15 protein-coding genes and 1 pseudogene are annotated in these 16,254 nt (G+C 70.4%); 10 read left to right on the top strand and 6 right to left on the bottom strand.

Annotated features, from left to right (window positions below; translation table 11 throughout):
• Positions 1-30: 30 nt before the first annotated feature.
• From J2Z30_RS38140 to J2Z30_RS38125, 4 genes are all read left to right on the top strand, one after another.
• Entirely contained in the window at positions 31-1,311 is a 1,281-nt protein-coding gene (locus tag J2Z30_RS38140; protein WP_078956779.1) for a metallophosphoesterase, read from the top strand.
• Positions 1,312-1,502: 191 nt separating this feature from the next.
• Positions 1,503-2,351, top strand: a complete 849-nt coding sequence (locus tag J2Z30_RS38135) for a hypothetical protein (RefSeq protein WP_044572716.1) — start codon at positions 1,503-1,505, stop codon at positions 2,349-2,351.
• A 133-nt stretch (positions 2,352-2,484) separates the two neighbouring features.
• A complete protein-coding gene (locus J2Z30_RS38130; protein ID WP_044572714.1) occupies positions 2,485-3,639 on the top strand; it encodes a serine hydrolase domain-containing protein in 1,155 nt (384 codons plus the stop codon).
• A gap of 300 nt (positions 3,640-3,939) precedes the next feature.
• Complete coding sequence (locus J2Z30_RS38125; RefSeq protein ID WP_044572712.1) at positions 3,940-4,812, top strand: BRO-N domain-containing protein; 873 nt, start codon at positions 3,940-3,942, stop codon at positions 4,810-4,812.
• Between the two features lie 202 nt (positions 4,813-5,014).
• On the opposite strand, the gene J2Z30_RS38120 is transcribed toward J2Z30_RS38125, so the two are convergent.
• Positions 5,015-5,485 carry a hypothetical protein gene (locus J2Z30_RS38120; RefSeq protein WP_245388920.1) on the bottom strand — a complete coding sequence of 157 codons (471 nt, stop codon included), beginning with the start codon at positions 5,483-5,485 and terminating at the stop codon, positions 5,015-5,017.
• Between the two features lie 110 nt (positions 5,486-5,595).
• On the bottom strand, positions 5,596-7,365 hold the full coding sequence (thiC, locus tag J2Z30_RS38115; protein WP_044572706.1) for a phosphomethylpyrimidine synthase ThiC: 1,770 nt from the start codon (positions 7,363-7,365) through the stop codon (positions 5,596-5,598).
• Positions 7,366-7,546: 181 nt separating this feature from the next.
• On the opposite strand from thiC, the gene J2Z30_RS38110 reads away from it, so the two are divergent.
• Positions 7,547-9,028 (top strand): YibE/F family protein, encoded by a 1,482-nt coding sequence (locus J2Z30_RS38110; RefSeq protein WP_044572703.1) that lies wholly within the window; start codon positions 7,547-7,549, stop codon positions 9,026-9,028.
• A gap of 72 nt (positions 9,029-9,100) precedes the next feature.
• On the opposite strand, the gene J2Z30_RS38105 is transcribed toward J2Z30_RS38110, so the two are convergent.
• The 3 genes from J2Z30_RS38105 to J2Z30_RS38095 form a co-directional block, all read right to left on the bottom strand.
• A complete protein-coding gene (locus J2Z30_RS38105) occupies positions 9,101-9,538 on the bottom strand; it encodes an SsgA family sporulation/cell division regulator (protein ID WP_044572700.1) in 438 nt (145 codons plus the stop codon).
• A 422-nt stretch (positions 9,539-9,960) separates the two neighbouring features.
• On the bottom strand, positions 9,961-10,155 hold the full coding sequence (locus tag J2Z30_RS38100; RefSeq protein ID WP_044572698.1) for a DUF5326 family protein: 195 nt from the start codon (positions 10,153-10,155) through the stop codon (positions 9,961-9,963).
• A 227-nt stretch (positions 10,156-10,382) separates the two neighbouring features.
• Entirely contained in the window at positions 10,383-10,700 is a 318-nt protein-coding gene (locus tag J2Z30_RS38095) for a cupin domain-containing protein (protein WP_044572695.1), read from the bottom strand.
• A gap of 77 nt (positions 10,701-10,777) precedes the next feature.
• Here J2Z30_RS38095 and J2Z30_RS38090 point away from each other — a divergent pair, with 77 nt between their 5' ends.
• From J2Z30_RS38090 to J2Z30_RS38070, 5 genes are all read left to right on the top strand, one after another.
• Positions 10,778-11,158 (top strand): phage holin family protein, encoded by a 381-nt coding sequence (locus J2Z30_RS38090; protein WP_020870012.1) that lies wholly within the window; start codon positions 10,778-10,780, stop codon positions 11,156-11,158.
• Between the two features lie 24 nt (positions 11,159-11,182).
• Positions 11,183-11,767 carry a low molecular weight protein-tyrosine-phosphatase gene (locus J2Z30_RS38085; protein ID WP_044572692.1) on the top strand — a complete coding sequence of 195 codons (585 nt, stop codon included), beginning with the start codon at positions 11,183-11,185 and terminating at the stop codon, positions 11,765-11,767.
• On the top strand, positions 11,764-12,978 hold the full coding sequence (locus J2Z30_RS38080; protein WP_245388919.1) for a cystathionine gamma-lyase: 1,215 nt from the start codon (positions 11,764-11,766) through the stop codon (positions 12,976-12,978). The genes J2Z30_RS38085 and J2Z30_RS38080 overlap by 4 nt, the downstream gene beginning before the upstream one ends.
• Before the next feature lie 197 nt (positions 12,979-13,175).
• On the top strand, positions 13,176-14,072 hold the full coding sequence (locus tag J2Z30_RS38075; RefSeq protein WP_044572689.1) for a LysR family transcriptional regulator: 897 nt from the start codon (positions 13,176-13,178) through the stop codon (positions 14,070-14,072).
• Between the two features lie 42 nt (positions 14,073-14,114).
• A complete protein-coding gene (locus J2Z30_RS38070) occupies positions 14,115-14,651 on the top strand; it encodes an NUDIX domain-containing protein (RefSeq protein WP_044581681.1) in 537 nt (178 codons plus the stop codon).
• A gap of 815 nt (positions 14,652-15,466) precedes the next feature.
• Here the strand turns inward: J2Z30_RS38070 and J2Z30_RS38065 are convergent.
• Positions 15,467-16,168, bottom strand: a pseudogene (locus J2Z30_RS38065) (pyridoxamine 5'-phosphate oxidase family protein); the annotation flags it as partial.
• Between the last annotated feature and the right edge of the window lie 86 nt (positions 16,169-16,254).

The following is a 16,254-nucleotide window of genomic DNA, read 5'->3' as shown; positions in this document are numbered from 1 at the left end:
TGGCACGGCGGCGTGATGGTGGAGGGGTCGATGACTCAGGGGGCCGGTCTGGAAGCCACGGCAGGGACCACGGCTGCGATCCCTCCTGTGCTCGCGTACGGGGCGCACACCCCGCCCGGCATGGTCGCGCCCGGAGCCGTGCCGCCCGGGTCCGCGCCCGCCGGGCCGGGCACCGCCGCGCCCGTGCCGCGGCCCGCGCCCGCGCCCGAGGAGCCCGAGCCTGGCGCACCCGCCCCGGACGTACCGACCCCTGGCGAACCGGCCCCGGGCGCGCCCGCTCCCGGCGCACCGGCGCCCGGGGCGCCCGCGCCGGACACGCCCACGCCGCTGCCCCTGCCCGCCGAGTACACCCCGACCGAGCGGCTCCCGATCCTGGGCCCGGGGTACACCATCAAGGACACCCAGCTCGTTCCGCCGCAGGATCGCCCCACCGTGGCGCTCACCCCGGTGCCCGAGCCCGAGGACGGCCCGCTGGCCCAGGACGAGGGCCCCGGCCCGCTGTACGTCGTGGGCGACGTCCACGGCTACCACGAGGAGCTGCGCGAGGCGCTCGCCGCCGAGGGCCTGATCGACGCCAAGGGCAACTGGTCCGCGGGGAAGGCCCGGTTGTGGTTCCTCGGCGACTTCACCGACCGCGGCCCGGACGGCATCGGCGTCATCGACCTGGTCATGCAGCTCTCCGCCGAGGCCGCCGCCGCGGGCGGCTACTGCAAGGCGCTGATGGGCAATCATGAGCTGCTGCTGATCGGCGCCAAGCGGTTCGGCGACACACCGGTCAACTCCGGTGCCGGAACGGCCTCCTTCCAGGCGGCCTGGCTGCTCAACGGCGGCCAGCGCACCGATATGGAGCGGCTCGAGGACCACCACCTCCAGTGGATGTCCCGGCTGGACGCGATGGCGGAGGAGGACGGCCATCTGCTGGTCCACTCCGACACCACCGCCTATCTGGAGTACGGCGACTCGATCGAGGCCGTCAACGACACCGTCACCGAGACGCTGCAGCGCAGCGACGCCGACGAGTGCTGGGACCTGTTCCGCAAATTCACCAAGCGGTTCGCCTTCCGCGACGAGGACGCCGGGCCCACGGCGGCTCGCGAATTGCTCGACACCTACGGCGGGGAGCGCATCGTCCACGGCCACAGCCCCATCCCGTATCTGCTCGGCGAGGTGGGCTCCGAGGACGGCGAGGACAGCGGCACGCCCGCGGTCGAGGGCCCGCATGTCTACGCGGACAATCTCGCGGTGGCCATGGACGGCGGCATCACGATGGCCGGAAAACTGCTGGTCGTGCAACTTCCCCTGGCGAACTGAGGATTCAGCGGACGCTGTCCGGGGCAGATAGAGGGTTTCACCGGCGCGGGAGCAATTCGGGAAACTTGCTGTCACCAAGCGCCGGATCGGCTCTACCATCGGCTTATCCGTCGCAGGCTCTCCTCCGTTTCCGCCCGACTGCCCGGCGAAAGCCGGTCGTCACGGCCCTACGGAGCATCGGGGGATGCACCATGAAAAGCGCTCCGCACCTGCTGACCGAGGACCGCCCGGAGTTCGAGCGGGTTCTCGACGAGGCACTGCGCACCGCGGACCGTCGCCCGGACCTCAGCGGTATCGGGCAGCGGCTCACTGCCGAGCAGCTGCGCACGATGGCGCTCGGGGCATCGACCGCGATAGCGGCATGCGCGGCCGACGAGTACCAGACCTACCGCGAGACTCGCGCCAAACTGCGCGAGCCCGCCCCGCTCTTCCCGCTCGCCGGGGACGTGGGCGAGCGCGAGCAGCCGGACGGCACGGTCGGACTCGCCGGCGCGATGCAGGACGCCGCGGGGGCGGGGCTCGTGGCCATGCTCGCGGTACTGGCCCCGGTGCTCGCCGGCACCGCCGCGATCATCTTCCTCATCGTCGGCTACGTCCTCAACGTCCTCGACCCGGCCCCGTCCATCGCCCAGCCGATGGTGACCGCGGGCTGGTTCTTCGCCGCGCTGACCGCCGCGGCCATCCTGATCGCCGCCGTCGGACTGCTCCTGACCGCGCTGCGCAACGGCTCCAGCGCGATCCGCGGCGAGGCGCGCAGCGAGCGGCTGGAGGAGGTGGACCGCGCCCGAGAGATCTGGCGGGATGCCCTGCTGGAGCGCGGCATCGTGCCGTTCCTCCGCGAGGCCCTGGCCAACCCCTCGGCCCCGTCCCCCTCCGCGTACGTCCCGATCAACCCCGAGGCGGTCAGCCGCACCCCGCACCTCGGCTACAGCCGCCCCGGCTTCAGCACCGACGGCGAAGGCCCCAAGGCCCGCCCCCGCTACAGCAGCCCGGACTACACCAGCCCCGACTACGGCGGACCGGAGCACCAGCCGGACTAGGGCCCTTCTGACGGGTCCTAGCCCCGGATCCGGGACGCGGTCCGAGCGCGGGTACGGCTCCGGGTGCGGTCCGGGTCTGGGTGCGGGTCATCCCGGATGGCCGGGCGCGGCGGCTTCGGCAGCATGGCTGACCATGACTTCCTTGACCCGACGTACTCTCATGGGCGGTTGCGCGGCCGGGACACTGCTGGCCGTGGCCGGGAGCACCGGCGCCCGCGCGGCGACGAGCACCACCGCATCGACCACCGCGTCCGACAACGCCGCCCTCCAGGCCGCGATCAGCGATCTCGCCCACCCGCCCGCCATCTCGGCCCAACTGCGCGTCGACCGCCGGGGAGACCGCTGGTACGGCACGGCGGGGGTGGCGGACATCGCGAGCGGACGGGCCGTGCGCCCGGACGACCGGTTCCGCGCCGGCAGCGTCACCAAGGCGTTCGTGGCCACCGTGGTCCTTCAACTGTGGACCGAGCGCCGAGTGGAGCTCGATGCCCCCATCGGGCGCTACCTCCCGGACCTGCTTCCCTCCGCCTTCGCCCGCCGCATCACCGTGGCCCAGCTGCTCAACCACACCAGTGGGCTCCCCGACCACCGGGGAATTCCGGACGACAGCACGCCGGAAGCGGTCCTGCAGCAGCGATGGGACCGGTGGACACCGCGGGAGTGGGTCGAGACGGTGACGCACGATCCGCTCAAGTTCACCCCGGGCAGCAAGCAGGAGTACCGGGGCATCAACTATGTGCTGCTCGCCCTGCTCATCGAAAAGCTGACCGCCCGCCCCTACGGCCAGGAGATCCAGACCCGCGTCCTGCGCCCGCTGGGCCCGACCCGAACCCTGCTTCCGGGCCAGGACCCCCGCCTGCACGGCCCGCATGTACACGGCTATCTACGGATGACCGACGGCTCGCTGCGCGATGTCACGGTGTACAACCAGTCCTCCGCCTGGGGCGAAGGCGAGCTGGTCTCGACCGTCGACGACCTGTTCCGCTTCCAGCAGGCCCTGTTCTCCGGCGCGTTGCTGCCGCCCCACGCCCTGGACAAGCTCTTCACCCTGCCCCCGGACTCCGTACGCATGCTGGACGGCGGCCCCGCCCGCTACAGCCTGGGGCTCCAGACGGCCACCGTGAACGGCGTGACGTTCTGGGGCAAGACCGGCGAGACCGAGGGCTACCGCACCCGCATGTTCGCCACCCGCGACCTGAGCCTCCGCTTCGTCCTGTCGTACACCCCGACGCCGCTCACCACGCAGGAGGAGATGACCAACCGAGTCGTCGCCGCACTCACCGCATGAATCCACCCCCGCCCCTGCTCCGGGCCGACCCAGGCAAGCCGCACTCGACGGGACGTTTCACGTGAAACATGGCCGAAGCTCAAAATCCCCGGTCCGTGCTGCGCTACCAACTGGCGAAATCTGGCGAAGCCGCCGAACTCAGGATCCGAGGTCCGGCGGCCCCGAGCATCAGCCGGACTAGCACTGATGGGCGGTTCGCCATTGGATTGACCGATTACCCACCGATCGAGCGAACTTCCGCCTATTCGGGGGAATTGATGGGCGGTGATGTTTAGCGTCCATCGGTGGAGGTGATGCGCGATGCGCAAACACAACACACCGCCGGGCCCATCCGCCCGGCACGACGCCATGGACGTCAACGACTTCGTCTACGCGGCCACGGGGGTCCGGCTTCGTCGGCTGACCATGCCGGACGGCGAACACTGGTTCCCGACGGTCGACGTCTGTGCGGAACTCGGTCACACCAACCCGCGAAAGGCGTTGGCAGATCATGTACAGGCTGGCGGAAAGTCTACGCTCGAGAACGTAACCTCACGTTACGGTCTCAGCATTCCCGCAGGTAGGGAGTGGCGCCGAGACTTGCATCTGGTGAATCTGCAAGGGCTGATTCAGCTGGTGAACGGCTGCACCAAACCCGCGTGCCTGCCCTTCAAACAGTGGGTGTCCAGGGTGATCGCCACCGTCCAACGCGAGGGCTCATACGCGCTGGAGGTCTCCGAGGTCTCCCGCCCCACTCCACCGAGCGAGCTCATGGACGCGATCGTCCGGCTGGAGACGCGGACCGAACGCTTCCATACGGAGGTGCTGGATTCCCTGCACCGGTCCGAGCAGGCGTGGTCACAGATCCTCGACGCTCTGGGCTGCCGACCGGGCGCGGAGCCCGAGGCCGACAAGCGGGAGTTGAGGCTCAGGACGGAGAACCTGTTCGCACAGTGGAAGGACCGGCTGAGCATCACCGAGGATGTGTGGGCGGTGGCCGTCTACATCCTCCCCACGCTGGCCGAAGCCGGACGGATCGGCCATTCGCTGGAGACGCTCTCGGCCAAGACGGGGCTCACTCGGCAGCGGGTGCACGACTGTCTGCGTTTTCTCCAGAAGCACCGCTGCATCCGTCAGAACGGGCTGACGGACAACGGCAACCCGGTCTACGTGGCTGAGCTTCCGCCCGCGTAGCGGCATGGAGAGGGTCCGAAGTCGCAAATCCAAGTTGCGGCTTCGGACCCATCCCGCAGCATATCGCCTGGTTCAATCCAAAGGCGCTACTTTGCCGAGCTCCACCCGCGTTTTCGAACTCCTTGGACTTCTGGGCCATACCGGCCCCGCCTCCGCCTCCGCCGCGTCCATCGCGCCGCCGTGCTCACCCGGCAGGAAGTCGTCACCTGTCCCGTCCCGCAACCCGACTGATCTCCACTTTCTGCGGAGCGTCACGCGGAAAGGTCCACACCTGGCCGTTGGTGCTGACTGCCGTCAGGCAGGCGTCGTCGAGAGCCACCTCGGCGAACGGGTTCGACTCGGAACACACCGCGAGCCATTCCAAGGTCCGCTGTCGGTCGTCCCGTGTCAGGGCGACCCAGCCGATGCTGCCATGGGCTGCGGATTCGCCTCCGTAAGCACGGTATCCGGCATATCTGCACGATGCCATCACCATGTCGACGTCCAGCCAGTGGCGGGCGGTCCACTCCGTGGCTCGAAGGACCTCCTCTGCCCGCGACCAGCATTCGGTGGTCCAGAACCGCATCACCGACAACTGACCGTCCCCGAAGACGATCACGTCACCGTCGGGCGCCTGCCCTTCGCGCCACCAGCGTTGAACATGTTCCGCCATCGGCTTCGCGTCGGTTCCCATGCCTCGCATACTGCTTTGCCGAGCGGCACGGGCGCCATCTGACGGAGCCGCCGGACCCCGGACCCCGAGTCCGGGGTCCGGGGTCCGGCGGTCAGATTCCGCGATCCGTGTCAGTCCGCGAGCGGCAGGTAGACGCGGTTGCCCGCGGCCGCGAACTCCTTGGACTTCTGGAGCATCCCCGCCTCGATCTCCTCGGGCGTCGCATCGGCGTCGCCGCCGAACTGCTCTGTGATGCTTCTGCTGATTTTCATCGAGCAGAACTTCGGCCCGCACATCGAGCAGAAGTGTGCCGTCTTGGCCGGTTCCGCCGGGAGCGTCGCGTCGTGGAAGGAGCGGGCCGTGTCCGGGTCGAGGGCCAGGTTGAACTGGTCCTCCCAGCGGAATTCGAAGCGCGCGTCGGAGAGCGCGTCGTCCCATGCCTGGGCGTCCGGATGGCCCTTGGCCAGGTCGGCCGCGTGGGCGGCGATCTTGTAGGTGATGACGCCGGTCTTGACGTCATCGCGGTCCGGCAGCCCCAAGTGCTCCTTGGGGGTGACGTAGCAGAGCATCGCCGTGCCCCACCAGGCGATCATCGCGGCGCCGATGCCCGAGGTGATGTGGTCGTAGGCGGGGGCGATGTCGGTGGTGAGGGGGCCCAGGGTGTAGAAGGGGGCCTCCTCGCAGATCTCCTGCTGGAGGTCGACGTTCTCCTTGATCTTGTGCATCGGGACATGGCCCGGCCCCTCGATCATCGTCTGGACGCCGTGCTCCTTGGCGATGCGGTTGAGCTCGCCGAGGGTGCGCAACTCCGCGAACTGGGCCTCGTCGTTGGCGTCGGCGATCGATCCCGGGCGCAGTCCGTCGCCCAGCGAGTAGGTGACGTCGTACGCCGCGAGGATCTCGCACAGCTCCTCGAAGTGGGTGTAGAGGAAGGACTCCTGGTGGTGGGCGAGGCACCACGCCGCCATGATGGAGCCGCCGCGGGAGACGATGCCGGTCTTGCGGCGGGCGGTCAGGGGGACGTACGGCAGCCGGACGCCGGCGTGGACGGTCATGTAGTCGACGCCCTGCTCGGCCTGTTCGATGACCGTGTCCTTGTAGATCTCCCAGGTCAGCTCCTCGGCCTTGCCGTCGACCTTCTCCAGCGCCTGATAGAGCGGCACGGTGCCGATGGGAACCGGGGAGTTGCGCAGCACCCATTCGCGGGTGGTGTGGATGTTGCGGCCGGTCGAGAGGTCCATGACCGTGTCGGCGCCCCAGCGGGTCGCCCAGGTCATCTTCTCGACCTCCTCCTCGATGGAGGAGGTGACGGCGGAGTTGCCGATGTTGGCGTTGACCTTCACCAGGAATCGCTTGCCGATGATCATCGGTTCGATCTCCGGATGGTTCACATTGGCCGGGAGGACGGCGCGGCCCGCCGCGATCTCCTCCCTGACCACCTCGGGGGAGACGTTCTCGCGGATCGCCACGTACTCCATCTCCGCCGTGATCTCGCCCCGCCGCGCATAGGCGAGTTGGGTCACGGGGGCGCCCGTGCGGCCGCGCCGCGGCTGGCGCGGACGGCCGGGGAAGACCGCGTCGAGGTTGCGCAGCCCCCCGCGTGGCGAGGTGTGCTTGAGCCCGTCGTCCTCGGGGCGGGCGGGACGGCCCGCGTACTCCTCGGTGTCGCCGCGGGCGATGATCCAGTTCTGCCGCAGCGGCGCCAGGCCGCGGCGGACATCCGTTTCGATAGTGGGGTCGGTGTACGGGCCGGAGGTGTCGTACAGCGTCACGTCCTGGCCGTTGGTGAGGTGCACGCGGCGGACCGGGACCTGGAGGTCCGGGCGCGAACCCGTGACATACCCCTTATGCCAGCCGAATTCGGCCGTCTCGGCACGCGATGATGCATCCTGCTGAGTCATGAGACCCACTCCCTACGCCGGCATTACCCGGTAACAGGTTCAGCGGTCGGCGCAGCTGTCAGCGTCAGCGCCCTCTCAGCCCGGTGCTCCGAGCTCCCGCGATTGCAAAGGTTCGTCACCACGCTAACGGTTTATCCACAGCGCTGAACAGGGGGCCCACGTCTCTTGCGATGATGCGACCGTGACCGCGATCCAGCAGGACCACCCGCCCGAGCAGCCCCACCCCTCCGATCAGGCGCATGGCCACGGCCACGGACATTCCCATGGCCACTCCCACGGCCATGGCCCCGCCACCCCTGTCTCCGCGCGCCTCCGCAAGATCATCGCGGCGGTGCTCATCCCCTTCACCGTCGCCGTCGTGGCCGGTCTGATCGTGCTCTGGCCGGGCGGCACACCGGACCACAAGGCGCACGGCCGCAGCGGTCTCGGCTTCGACCAGACGACCGTGGCCGGGCGGGTGGTGAAGGTCGAGGAGGTGAACTGCGCCGATGTGAACGCCCAGCCGCAGGCGCCCACCGAGCCCGGCCAGGACGGCGCCGCCCAGAACGGCGCTCCAGGGCAAAGCGGGGGCCCGGGGCAGGGCGGGAAGAAGAGCGTCTGCGAGAAGGCCACGATCGAGGTCACCTCGGGCAAGGACAAGGGCCGCACGTTCCCCGAAATCGTCCAGCCCAACGCCTCGCGTCACTTCAGCGCCGGGCAGGAGCTGAAGCTGGCGTACGCCCCCAAGGCGCCCAAGGAACTGCAGTACTCCGTGTCCGATGTCGACCGGTCGATGCCGATGGCGCTGCTGGCGGGGCTGTTCGCGCTCGCGGTCGTGGCGGTGGGACGGCTGCGCGGGGTGTTCGCGCTGGTGGCGCTGGCGATCAGCTTCGGGGTGCTGACGCTGTTCATCCTCCCGGCGATACTCCAGGGTTCCAATCCGCTGGTGGTCGCGGTCGTCGGGGGCAGCGCGATCATGCTTCTCGCGCTGTACATGTGCCATGGACTGACGGCGCGTACGTCGGTCGCCGTGCTCGGCACACTGGTGTCACTGCTGCTGATCGGGGTGCTGGGCTCGCTGTTCATCGGCTGGGCGAGCCTGACCGGCAACACGGACGACCAGACCGGACTGGTGCACGGCCTCTATCCGAACATCGAGATACAGGGGCTGCTGCTGGCGGGTGTGATCATCGGCTCGCTGGGCGTGCTGGACGATGTGACGGTCACCCAGACCTCGGCGGTGTGGGAGCTGAGGGAGGCGGATCCGACCACGTCCCGGCGCAAGCTCTACGGGGCGGCGATGCGGATCGGGCGGGACCACATCGCCTCCGTCGTGAACACCCTGGTGCTGGCGTACGCGGGCGCTTCGCTTCCGCTGCTGCTGCTGTTCTCCATCGCGGACAGCGGGGTGGGCACGGTCGCCACGAGCGAGATCGTCGCGGAGGAGATCGTACGGACGCTGGTGGGCAGCATCGGGCTCGTCGCCTCGGTGCCGGTGACCACCGCGCTGGCCGTGCTCGTGGTCTCCGCGGACCGCGCCCCGGCGGCGGACGGCGGCGCGGAGCGAGTGGCCGACGCGGGCGGCGCCCAGGCGGCCCAGACGACCCAGACGACCCAGTCGGCCCAGGCGGCCCGGACCGGCCGGGGCGGACGCGGGCGGCGCCGCCGGGCGAAGGGACGCTGAGGCGATGGGCACGCCGCCCGTCAGCTCGGCCACGGCACAGCACCGGCCCTCGGCCCGCCGCGCGTCCGGCTCTCAGCCCGCGTACCGGTCCTCGGCCAGGATGCGGTGGAGTTCGGCATCGAGATCGCCGACCGGGTCGCAGGCCGCCGGCTCCTGGCCGAAAGGCACCACCCGGTCCGTCCGGTCGAGGAAGGCCACCAGCGGAGCGGCCCCGGCCCGGAACAGGGCCCGTTCACAACCCACTTGGAGTCTGATGAAGACGTCCGAAAGCCCCTCGGGGGAGGCGGGGGCGATACGCACATCCCCCTCGCCGGTGGGTTTGCTCAACCCGTCCAGCAGCAGCTCCCGCGCGAAGGCCCAGCTCACCGGCGCGTCACCGGGCAAATGGAAGGTGATCTCGACGGCATAGGGGTCGCCGCTGTCGTAGGACAGCTCGACCGGGATCCGGAAGGAGAGATCCTGCGAGACCAGGAAGGTCATCGTCACTTCCGCCTGAACTGTGTCACGCATCTCACGCATCGTTCGCCGCCCCGGGTTGTTTGCGCTTCGCCGACTCTGGAGCGTAGCGACTCGATTGCGGTGCGGAGTCGGTTTGCCTCGTGTGAGGGAACGAAAATGGCCAGTGTTGCCGTGAGGAGACCCGCGGGGCCGGGCGGCGCGGACAGCGCGGGCCAGGTGGGCGGGAGATCGGGGCCGGCGCACCGGCCGTATCGAAGATCGCTGTCGTCAACAGGCACCCCCGGGGTGTTGTTGCGAGGCAGACGCCGAAGGAAGAACGCCGAGGACTCGCACTGTAACGGCAGGGGTGGCGCCAGGCGGTGCTCCCGCCCCGGCGGTATCCCTCGCGCGGCGTATCCGCGCGCAGCGGGGGCCGTCAGGGCCTGTGGGGACGCGTCAGGGCCTGGGCGACGCGGCGGGCGCCGCGCGGCGGGTCAGGAAGTGAACTTCCGTACGACGTAGATCAGCCCGGCGATCAGCACCACCAGCAGCAGCGCCTTGAAGACGAGGCTCACCACGAACCCGATCACACTCATGATCAGGCCGCCGAACACGGCGAGGACGAGGACCGGTATCGCGATCCAGGTCACCCACCACGGCAAGCCCCGGAATATCCCCTTCGTGGTCACGTGACTCCCTGCTTTCTCTCCAAGCCGTGGATCCGGACGCCGACGGCCGGTCTTCCCTGCCGTCGATGCTAGGACGGGACGGAGGCGCGCGGGCGGCCCGCGCCCCCCGTCCTCCCCTGACCGGACCCCTACGGGACCGGCCGGCCACACATCGGCTCCGCGATGGACAACCCCCGGACCGGGATCAGGTCGCCGACACCGGCGCGGCCTCGAACCCCGGGACGGCCTCAGCTCTCCGGCGGCGAGAACACCACCAGCACCCGCAGATCCTCGGTGATGTGGTGGAACTTGTGCGCCGTGCCCGCCGGGACGTACACCACACTGCCCCGCCCCACCTGTGTCGTCTCCATCCCCACCGTGACCGACGCCCGGCCGCTCATCACGACGTACACCTCGTCCTGGCCGTGCGGCGACTGCGGGTCGGCCTGGCCCGCGTTCAGCGCGTACAGCCCCACGGACATGTTCCGCTCCCGCAGGAACTGCAGATACGCGCCGTCGTTCGCGGCCCGCTCCGCCTCCAGCTCATCCAGCCGGAACGCCTTCATTCGCCTCTCCACCCCTGCCTGACCCATGCCTACGGTGCCCCTGCCTGCGCCGGGGCCTGTCTGCGACGATCTCAACCATGAAGAATTTTCTCGTCAAGACGATCGCGAACGCCGGCGCCCTCGGCGTCGCCATCTGGCTGCTCAAGGACATCACGCTGACCGGTGACAACACCGGCCGCCAAGCGCTCACCCTCATTCTCGTGGCGCTGGTCTTCGGCGTGGTGAACGTGGTGGTCAAGCCGATCGTCAAGTTGCTGGCCTTCCCGCTGTTCATCCTGACCCTCGGGTTGATCACGCTGGTGATCAACGCCCTGATGCTGTTGTTGACCTCCTGGCTGGCCGGAAAGCTGGACCTGAGCTTCGACGTCGACGGCTTCGGCACGGCGGTGCTCGGTGGCCTGATCGTCTCCATAGTCGCGTGGGCCCTGCATGTCGTGCTGCCCGATGACAAGGACTGATCACGGCCGGAGAGGATGGAAGGCATGAGAGACCCGTCGCCCTACCGTGTCTGCTTTGTCTGCACCGGCAACATATGCCGCTCGCCGATGGCCGAATCCGTCTTCCGCGCCCATGCCGTGGAGGCCGGGTTGGACGGCCTGCTCGAGGTGGACAGCGCGGGCACCGGGCCCTGGCACGAGGGCGACGGGGCCGACCGCCGCGCCATCGACGTACTGACCGCCCATGGCTATGAGCAGGATCACATCGCACGCCAGTTCCGGGCCGAGTGGTTCGATCGCCTCGATCTGGTGATCGCCCTGGACAGCGGCCATCTGCACGAGCTGCGCGCGCTCGCGCCGACCCCGCACGACGCCGCCAAGGTGCGGCTGCTGCGGAGCTATGACCCGGACGCGGACCACGACGCGCTGGGCGGCCTCGACGTACCGGACCCGTACTTCGGCGGGCTGGACGACTTCGAGGAGTGCCTGGGGATGGTCGAGGCCGCGAGCGGCGGGCTGCTGGACGCGGTCGGCGAGGCCATCGACGCCGCGGAGAAGGGCGCGGCGAGCGCCACCGTCGAGCACGCGTCGGCCGCCGACGGCCCGGACGCGGGGAAGGAGTCCGCATGACCGGCGACGGAACCCGCACCGTACGGGCCGGACTGCCCGAGGCCCAGGCGTACGAGCCGACGCTGCCGGGTCCGGTCTTCGCCGCCCACTACCACCTCCCCGGCGACGCCGTCGGCCCCTACACCTACGGCCGGGATGCCAACCCCACCTGGTCCCTGCTGGAGCGGGCGATCAGCGAGCTGGAGTCGCCGGGCACCGACGCCGAGACGGTCGTCTTCTCCTCCGGTATGGGCGCGATCTCGGCCGTACTGCTCTCGCAGCTGCGCCAGGGCGACGCGGCCGTCCTGCCGTCCGACGGCTACCAGCTGCTCCCGGCGCTGATCGAGCGGCTGGCGGGCTACGGGGTCACCGTGCGCACCGCCCCGACCGGCGAGGACGCCCAGCTGGCCGCCCTGGAGGCACTGGGCGACCGGACGAAGCTGCTGTGGCTGGAAACCCCGTCCAATCCCGGACTGGACGTCTGCGACATCCGCCGGCTCGCCGAGGCGGCGCACGCCCGGGGCGCGCTGGTCGCCGTCGACAACACCCTCGCCACCCCGCTCGGCCAGCGCCCGCTGGAGCTCGGCGCGGACTTCGCCGTGGCGAGCGGCACCAAGGCGCTCACCGGCCATGGCGATGTGCTGCTCGGCTATGTGACCTGCCGCGATCCACGGCTCGCCGCGGAGGTGCGGGCCTGGCGCAAGACGGTGGGCGCGATCCCCGGCCCCATGGAGGCATGGCTCGCCCACCGCTCCCTGGCCACCCTCCAGCTGCGCGTCGACCGCCAGGCGGCGACCGCGCTGACCCTCGCCGAGGCGCTGCGCGACCGCCCCGAGATCACCGGGCTGCGCCACCCCGGACTGCCGACCGATCCCTCCCACCGGGTGGCGGCCGGGCAGATGCGCGGCGGGCGCTTCGGCTGTGTGGTCTCCTTCACCCTGCCGGACAAGGAACACGCGGAGCGCTTTCTGACCGCGCTGCGGCTGGTGGACGACGCCACCAGCTTCGGCGGGGTGCGCTCCACGGCGGAACGGCGCGGACGGTGGGGCGGCGACGCGGTGCCCGAGGGTTTCATCCGGTTCTCGGTGGGCGCGGAGGACGCGGAGGATCTGATCGCCGATGTGCTGCGGGCGCTCGATACGGCATCCGACACGGACACGGCGTCGGGCACGACATCGGGGACAGCATCGGGCACGACATCGGGCACGACGAGCACCCGGGCGGGTGGCTGAAAGCGGGCGGGTATGCCTGTGCGGGCGTCTCAAGCCTCCCCCCTCGTGGCTTGAGACGCCCCGGTTCTTCTCGTGGAGAACCGCTCGAACAAGGCTAGTTGACTCAGCGTCAGTGTCCAATCACAGTAGCGCCATGGGCCTATCGGCATATTTATAGTTGGCATGCGTGCGGGGCGCGACGAGGCGAGGGGAACCGCATGGATCTGGCCCTCTTACGCACGTTTGTCGCGGTTCACCGCGCCGGGTCCTTCACCCGCGCCGCCGGGCTGCTCGGGCTCTCCCAGCCCGCCGTCACCGGTCAGATACGCACCCTGGAGCGGCAGCTCGGCCGCCCCCTGTTCCTCCGTACGGCGCGCGGCGTCGTCCCCACCACCGTCGGGGACGAACTCGCCCACAAGACCGCGCCGCATCTCGACGCCCTCGTGGAGATCACCGAGGCGGGTCTGGACGACCGCTCGCCGCTGCGCACCCTGCATCTCGCGGGCCCTCCGGAGTTCACCGCGCTGCGCGCCCTGCCCGCGCTGACCACCCTGGTCACCCAGGGGCTGGCGGTGCGCTGCGCCTTCGGCAGCGCCGAGGAGCTGTTCGAGGGGCTAGGTGTCGGCCATCACGACCTGGCCATCACCACCGCCCGGCCACGGGGGCGGCTGCTGACCGCCACGCCGCTGTGCGACGAGGAGCATGTGCTGGTCGCGGCGCCGCGCTGGGCCGCCCGGCTCGGCGGCCCAGCGGTGCTCCAGGTCAAGGGCGTACGGGCGCTGGAGGCACTGCCCGTCGTCGAGGTGCATGAGAGCCTGCCGCTGATCAGCCGCTACTGGTCGGCCGTCTTCGACACCCGGCCGGTCACCGCCGGCACGATCATCGCGCCCGATCTGCGCGCGGTGCTCGCCTGCGTCGCGCAGGGCGCGGGGCTCGGCGTCCTGCCGCGCTATCTGTGCATGGACGCGCTGGACGCCGGGGAGGTGGTGGCGCTGCTCAACCCGCCGGTGCCGCCGCTGCGCACCTATTTCCTGGTGGTACGGACGGGGGCACTCGCGCTGCCGCATATCGCGCGGGCGCACGAGTGGCTGTTGCGCGCGGCTGTCGATTGGTGAGTAAGTGGTTTCGCGGGACCAAGGGTGCGGCAGATGTCCTGCATGACCGAACGACCCGTGGTCAAGCGCACCGCCCGTGCCATTCTCCTCGAGGGCGACACCGCGCCCCGCATGATCCTGATCAAGCGCACCAAGCCCGGCCAGGCGCCGTACTGGATCACTCCGGGCGGCGGAATGGAGCCCGAGGACGCGACCGTCGTCGAGGCCCTGTACCGCGAGGTGGACGAGGAGCTGGGCGCGAAGGTGACGGACGTGGTGCCCGCCTTCGTCGACACCGTCCCGCATCCCGATGAGGGCGCAGAGGGGGCAGAAGGCGCAGAAGGCGCAGAGGGCTCTCAGGGTGTGGGCGCGGCCGGTGTGAAGGTGCAGCACTTCTTCGTCTGCAGACTCGCCTCGATGGACCTCACCCGGCGGCACGGCCCGGAGGTGGACGAGCCGTGCGGGGAGTACGACGTGGTGAGCGTCCCGTTCACCCGCGAGGGGATCGCCTCGGTCGAGGTGGTGCCGCCCTCGCTGCGGGCCTATCTCGACGCCAACATCGAGGGCGTGCTGGCCCTGCTCGCGGACGACCTCGGCTGAGCGAAGCGAAACCCTGCCGGTCGGATCTTCGCGAACGGGACCAGCAGGGCTGGGCTCTATCGGGGCAGAACCTAACGGAACCAGCCGCTGAACGGCTGCTGGGTCTTCCGGGCCGCCCGCTGACGCGCCTCGGCCAGCACCCGCTCGGCCTCCTCCCGCCAGTCCTCGGGCCCCGCGTCGGGACGGACCGGCCGCCGGATGGCCGGGCTGAGATCACGCACCGCGGAGGGCTCCACGGCCCGCCGAGCGGGGTCGGCCGCTTCGGGCTGCGCGGCCAGTTCTGGTTGCGCGATCGGGTGGGGCTGCGCGGTCGGCTGGGGCTGCGCTATCGGTCCGGGCTGTGCCGCCGGTCCGGCGGCCGGAACCTGAGGGCCCAGGGCGCCCTGAGCAGCCGGGCCCGTAGGGACTGTCGGGACCGTAGGGACTGTCGGGGCGGTCTGGGGAGGCAGGCCCACCGGCCACGAGACCGGTGACGTGGGTGGGGCCGGAGGGATGACCAGGACCTGAGTGTCCGAGTCTGTCAGGGGCTGAGGGTCCGGGTCAGCCGGTGCGGCTGGTGCCTGGGGGACCGAGGCCCCCAGCTCGGCCTGAGCAGCCGGAACAGGCCGGGCGGCCTGGCCCGGCAGGTCCACCGCCCACGAGGGCCGTGAGACGGGCGGAGCAGGCGGAACGGGCCGGGCAGGAGGGGCGAGCGGAGCAGCCTGGGCAGGAGGGACGGACGGAGCAGTCTGCGCAGGAGGGGCGGACGGAGCAGTCTGCGCAGGAGGGGCGGACGGAGCAGGAGGGGCAGGCGGCTCAGGCGGGACCCTGCGGCCCTCGCGGACCGCGGCCGCGGCGCCGAAGAAGTCGCCCCCCTTCCGCTTGACGTCGTCCGTCCCCCAGTCCCGCTCCCGGTCGTGCTCGAGGGCCTGGTCACCGGAGGGCCCCCGGCGCCGGGCGGCGTCGCCGCCGCCGGTGCGCCGCTGCGCCGGGACCTTCTGGAGGTGCGGAATGTGCTTGGCGCAGTGGATGTACGCCTCTTCGACGGTCACCTCGACCCACACCACCGCGCGCCGCCCCGGCACCGGGTCCACCGGCAGCCCGGAGTGCGCCTCGCGCATCTCGGCGTCCTCCACCACCCGGGCCCGGCCGTTCACATGCAGCCCGATCCGGTCCCGGAAGAAGTCGACCATGAGAATGCCCAGGTGGGGGTTCTCCTGGATATTGCCGAGGCTGGCCAGTACGCCGTTCCCCCGGTATTCGGGATAGGCCAGCGTGCGCGTGTCGAGCACTCTCAGAAAGCCGGGCGGACCGGCCCGGAAGGTGCTGTCGCACTCCCCGTGCCGGTCGGAGGTGGCCAGGAAGAACATTTCCTGGCGCCCGATGAACTCCCGCATCCGGACGTTCAGATGATCCAGCACCTGGTCGTCGTAGAAGCGGTCGGCGCGGTCGACGGTGCCCAGTCGCCGCTGCAGATGGTGTTCGCCGTCGCTCCCGGGACGCCACGCGCGGTCGTCCAGGTGCTCCGCACTGTCCACGGTTCTCGTCCCCGTCCTGATTCGCCGTCCGGAATCGCCGGAATGCCTGCCTAGTGTCGGTGTTTCGCCGTGTGGCGTCCGTGCCC

The organism is Streptomyces iranensis (assembly GCF_017874715.1).
In the GTDB taxonomy this organism is placed as follows: domain Bacteria; phylum Actinomycetota; class Actinomycetes; order Streptomycetales; family Streptomycetaceae; genus Streptomyces; species Streptomyces iranensis.
The sequence above is the reverse complement of the archived record's forward strand: the minus strand, read 5'-3'. Positions and strand labels throughout refer to the sequence as shown.

Bases quoted from the DNA above. Each gene is read 5' to 3' on its own strand.
- J2Z30_RS38140 (WP_078956779.1), top strand. From the start codon at position 31: ATGACTCAGGGGGCCGGTCTGGAAGCCACGGCAGGGACCACGGCTGCG.
- J2Z30_RS38135 (WP_044572716.1), top strand. From the start codon at position 1,503: ATGAAAAGCGCTCCGCACCTGCTGACCGAGGACCGCCCGGAGTTCGAG.
- J2Z30_RS38130 (WP_044572714.1), top strand. From the start codon at position 2,485: ATGACTTCCTTGACCCGACGTACTCTCATGGGCGGTTGCGCGGCCGGG.
- J2Z30_RS38125 (WP_044572712.1), top strand. From the start codon at position 3,940: ATGCGCAAACACAACACACCGCCGGGCCCATCCGCCCGGCACGACGCC.
- J2Z30_RS38120 (WP_245388920.1), bottom strand. From the start codon at position 5,485: ATGGGAACCGACGCGAAGCCGATGGCGGAACATGTTCAACGCTGGTGG.
- thiC (WP_044572706.1), bottom strand. From the start codon at position 7,365: ATGACTCAGCAGGATGCATCATCGCGTGCCGAGACGGCCGAATTCGGC.
- J2Z30_RS38105 (WP_044572700.1), bottom strand. From the start codon at position 9,538: ATGCGTGACACAGTTCAGGCGGAAGTGACGATGACCTTCCTGGTCTCG.
- J2Z30_RS38095 (WP_044572695.1), bottom strand. From the start codon at position 10,700: ATGAAGGCGTTCCGGCTGGATGAGCTGGAGGCGGAGCGGGCCGCGAAC.
- J2Z30_RS38090 (WP_020870012.1), top strand. From the start codon at position 10,778: ATGAAGAATTTTCTCGTCAAGACGATCGCGAACGCCGGCGCCCTCGGC.
- J2Z30_RS38085 (WP_044572692.1), top strand. From the start codon at position 11,183: ATGAGAGACCCGTCGCCCTACCGTGTCTGCTTTGTCTGCACCGGCAAC.
- J2Z30_RS38080 (WP_245388919.1), top strand. From the start codon at position 11,764: ATGACCGGCGACGGAACCCGCACCGTACGGGCCGGACTGCCCGAGGCC.
- J2Z30_RS38075 (WP_044572689.1), top strand. From the start codon at position 13,176: ATGGATCTGGCCCTCTTACGCACGTTTGTCGCGGTTCACCGCGCCGGG.
- J2Z30_RS38070 (WP_044581681.1), top strand. From the start codon at position 14,115: ATGACCGAACGACCCGTGGTCAAGCGCACCGCCCGTGCCATTCTCCTC.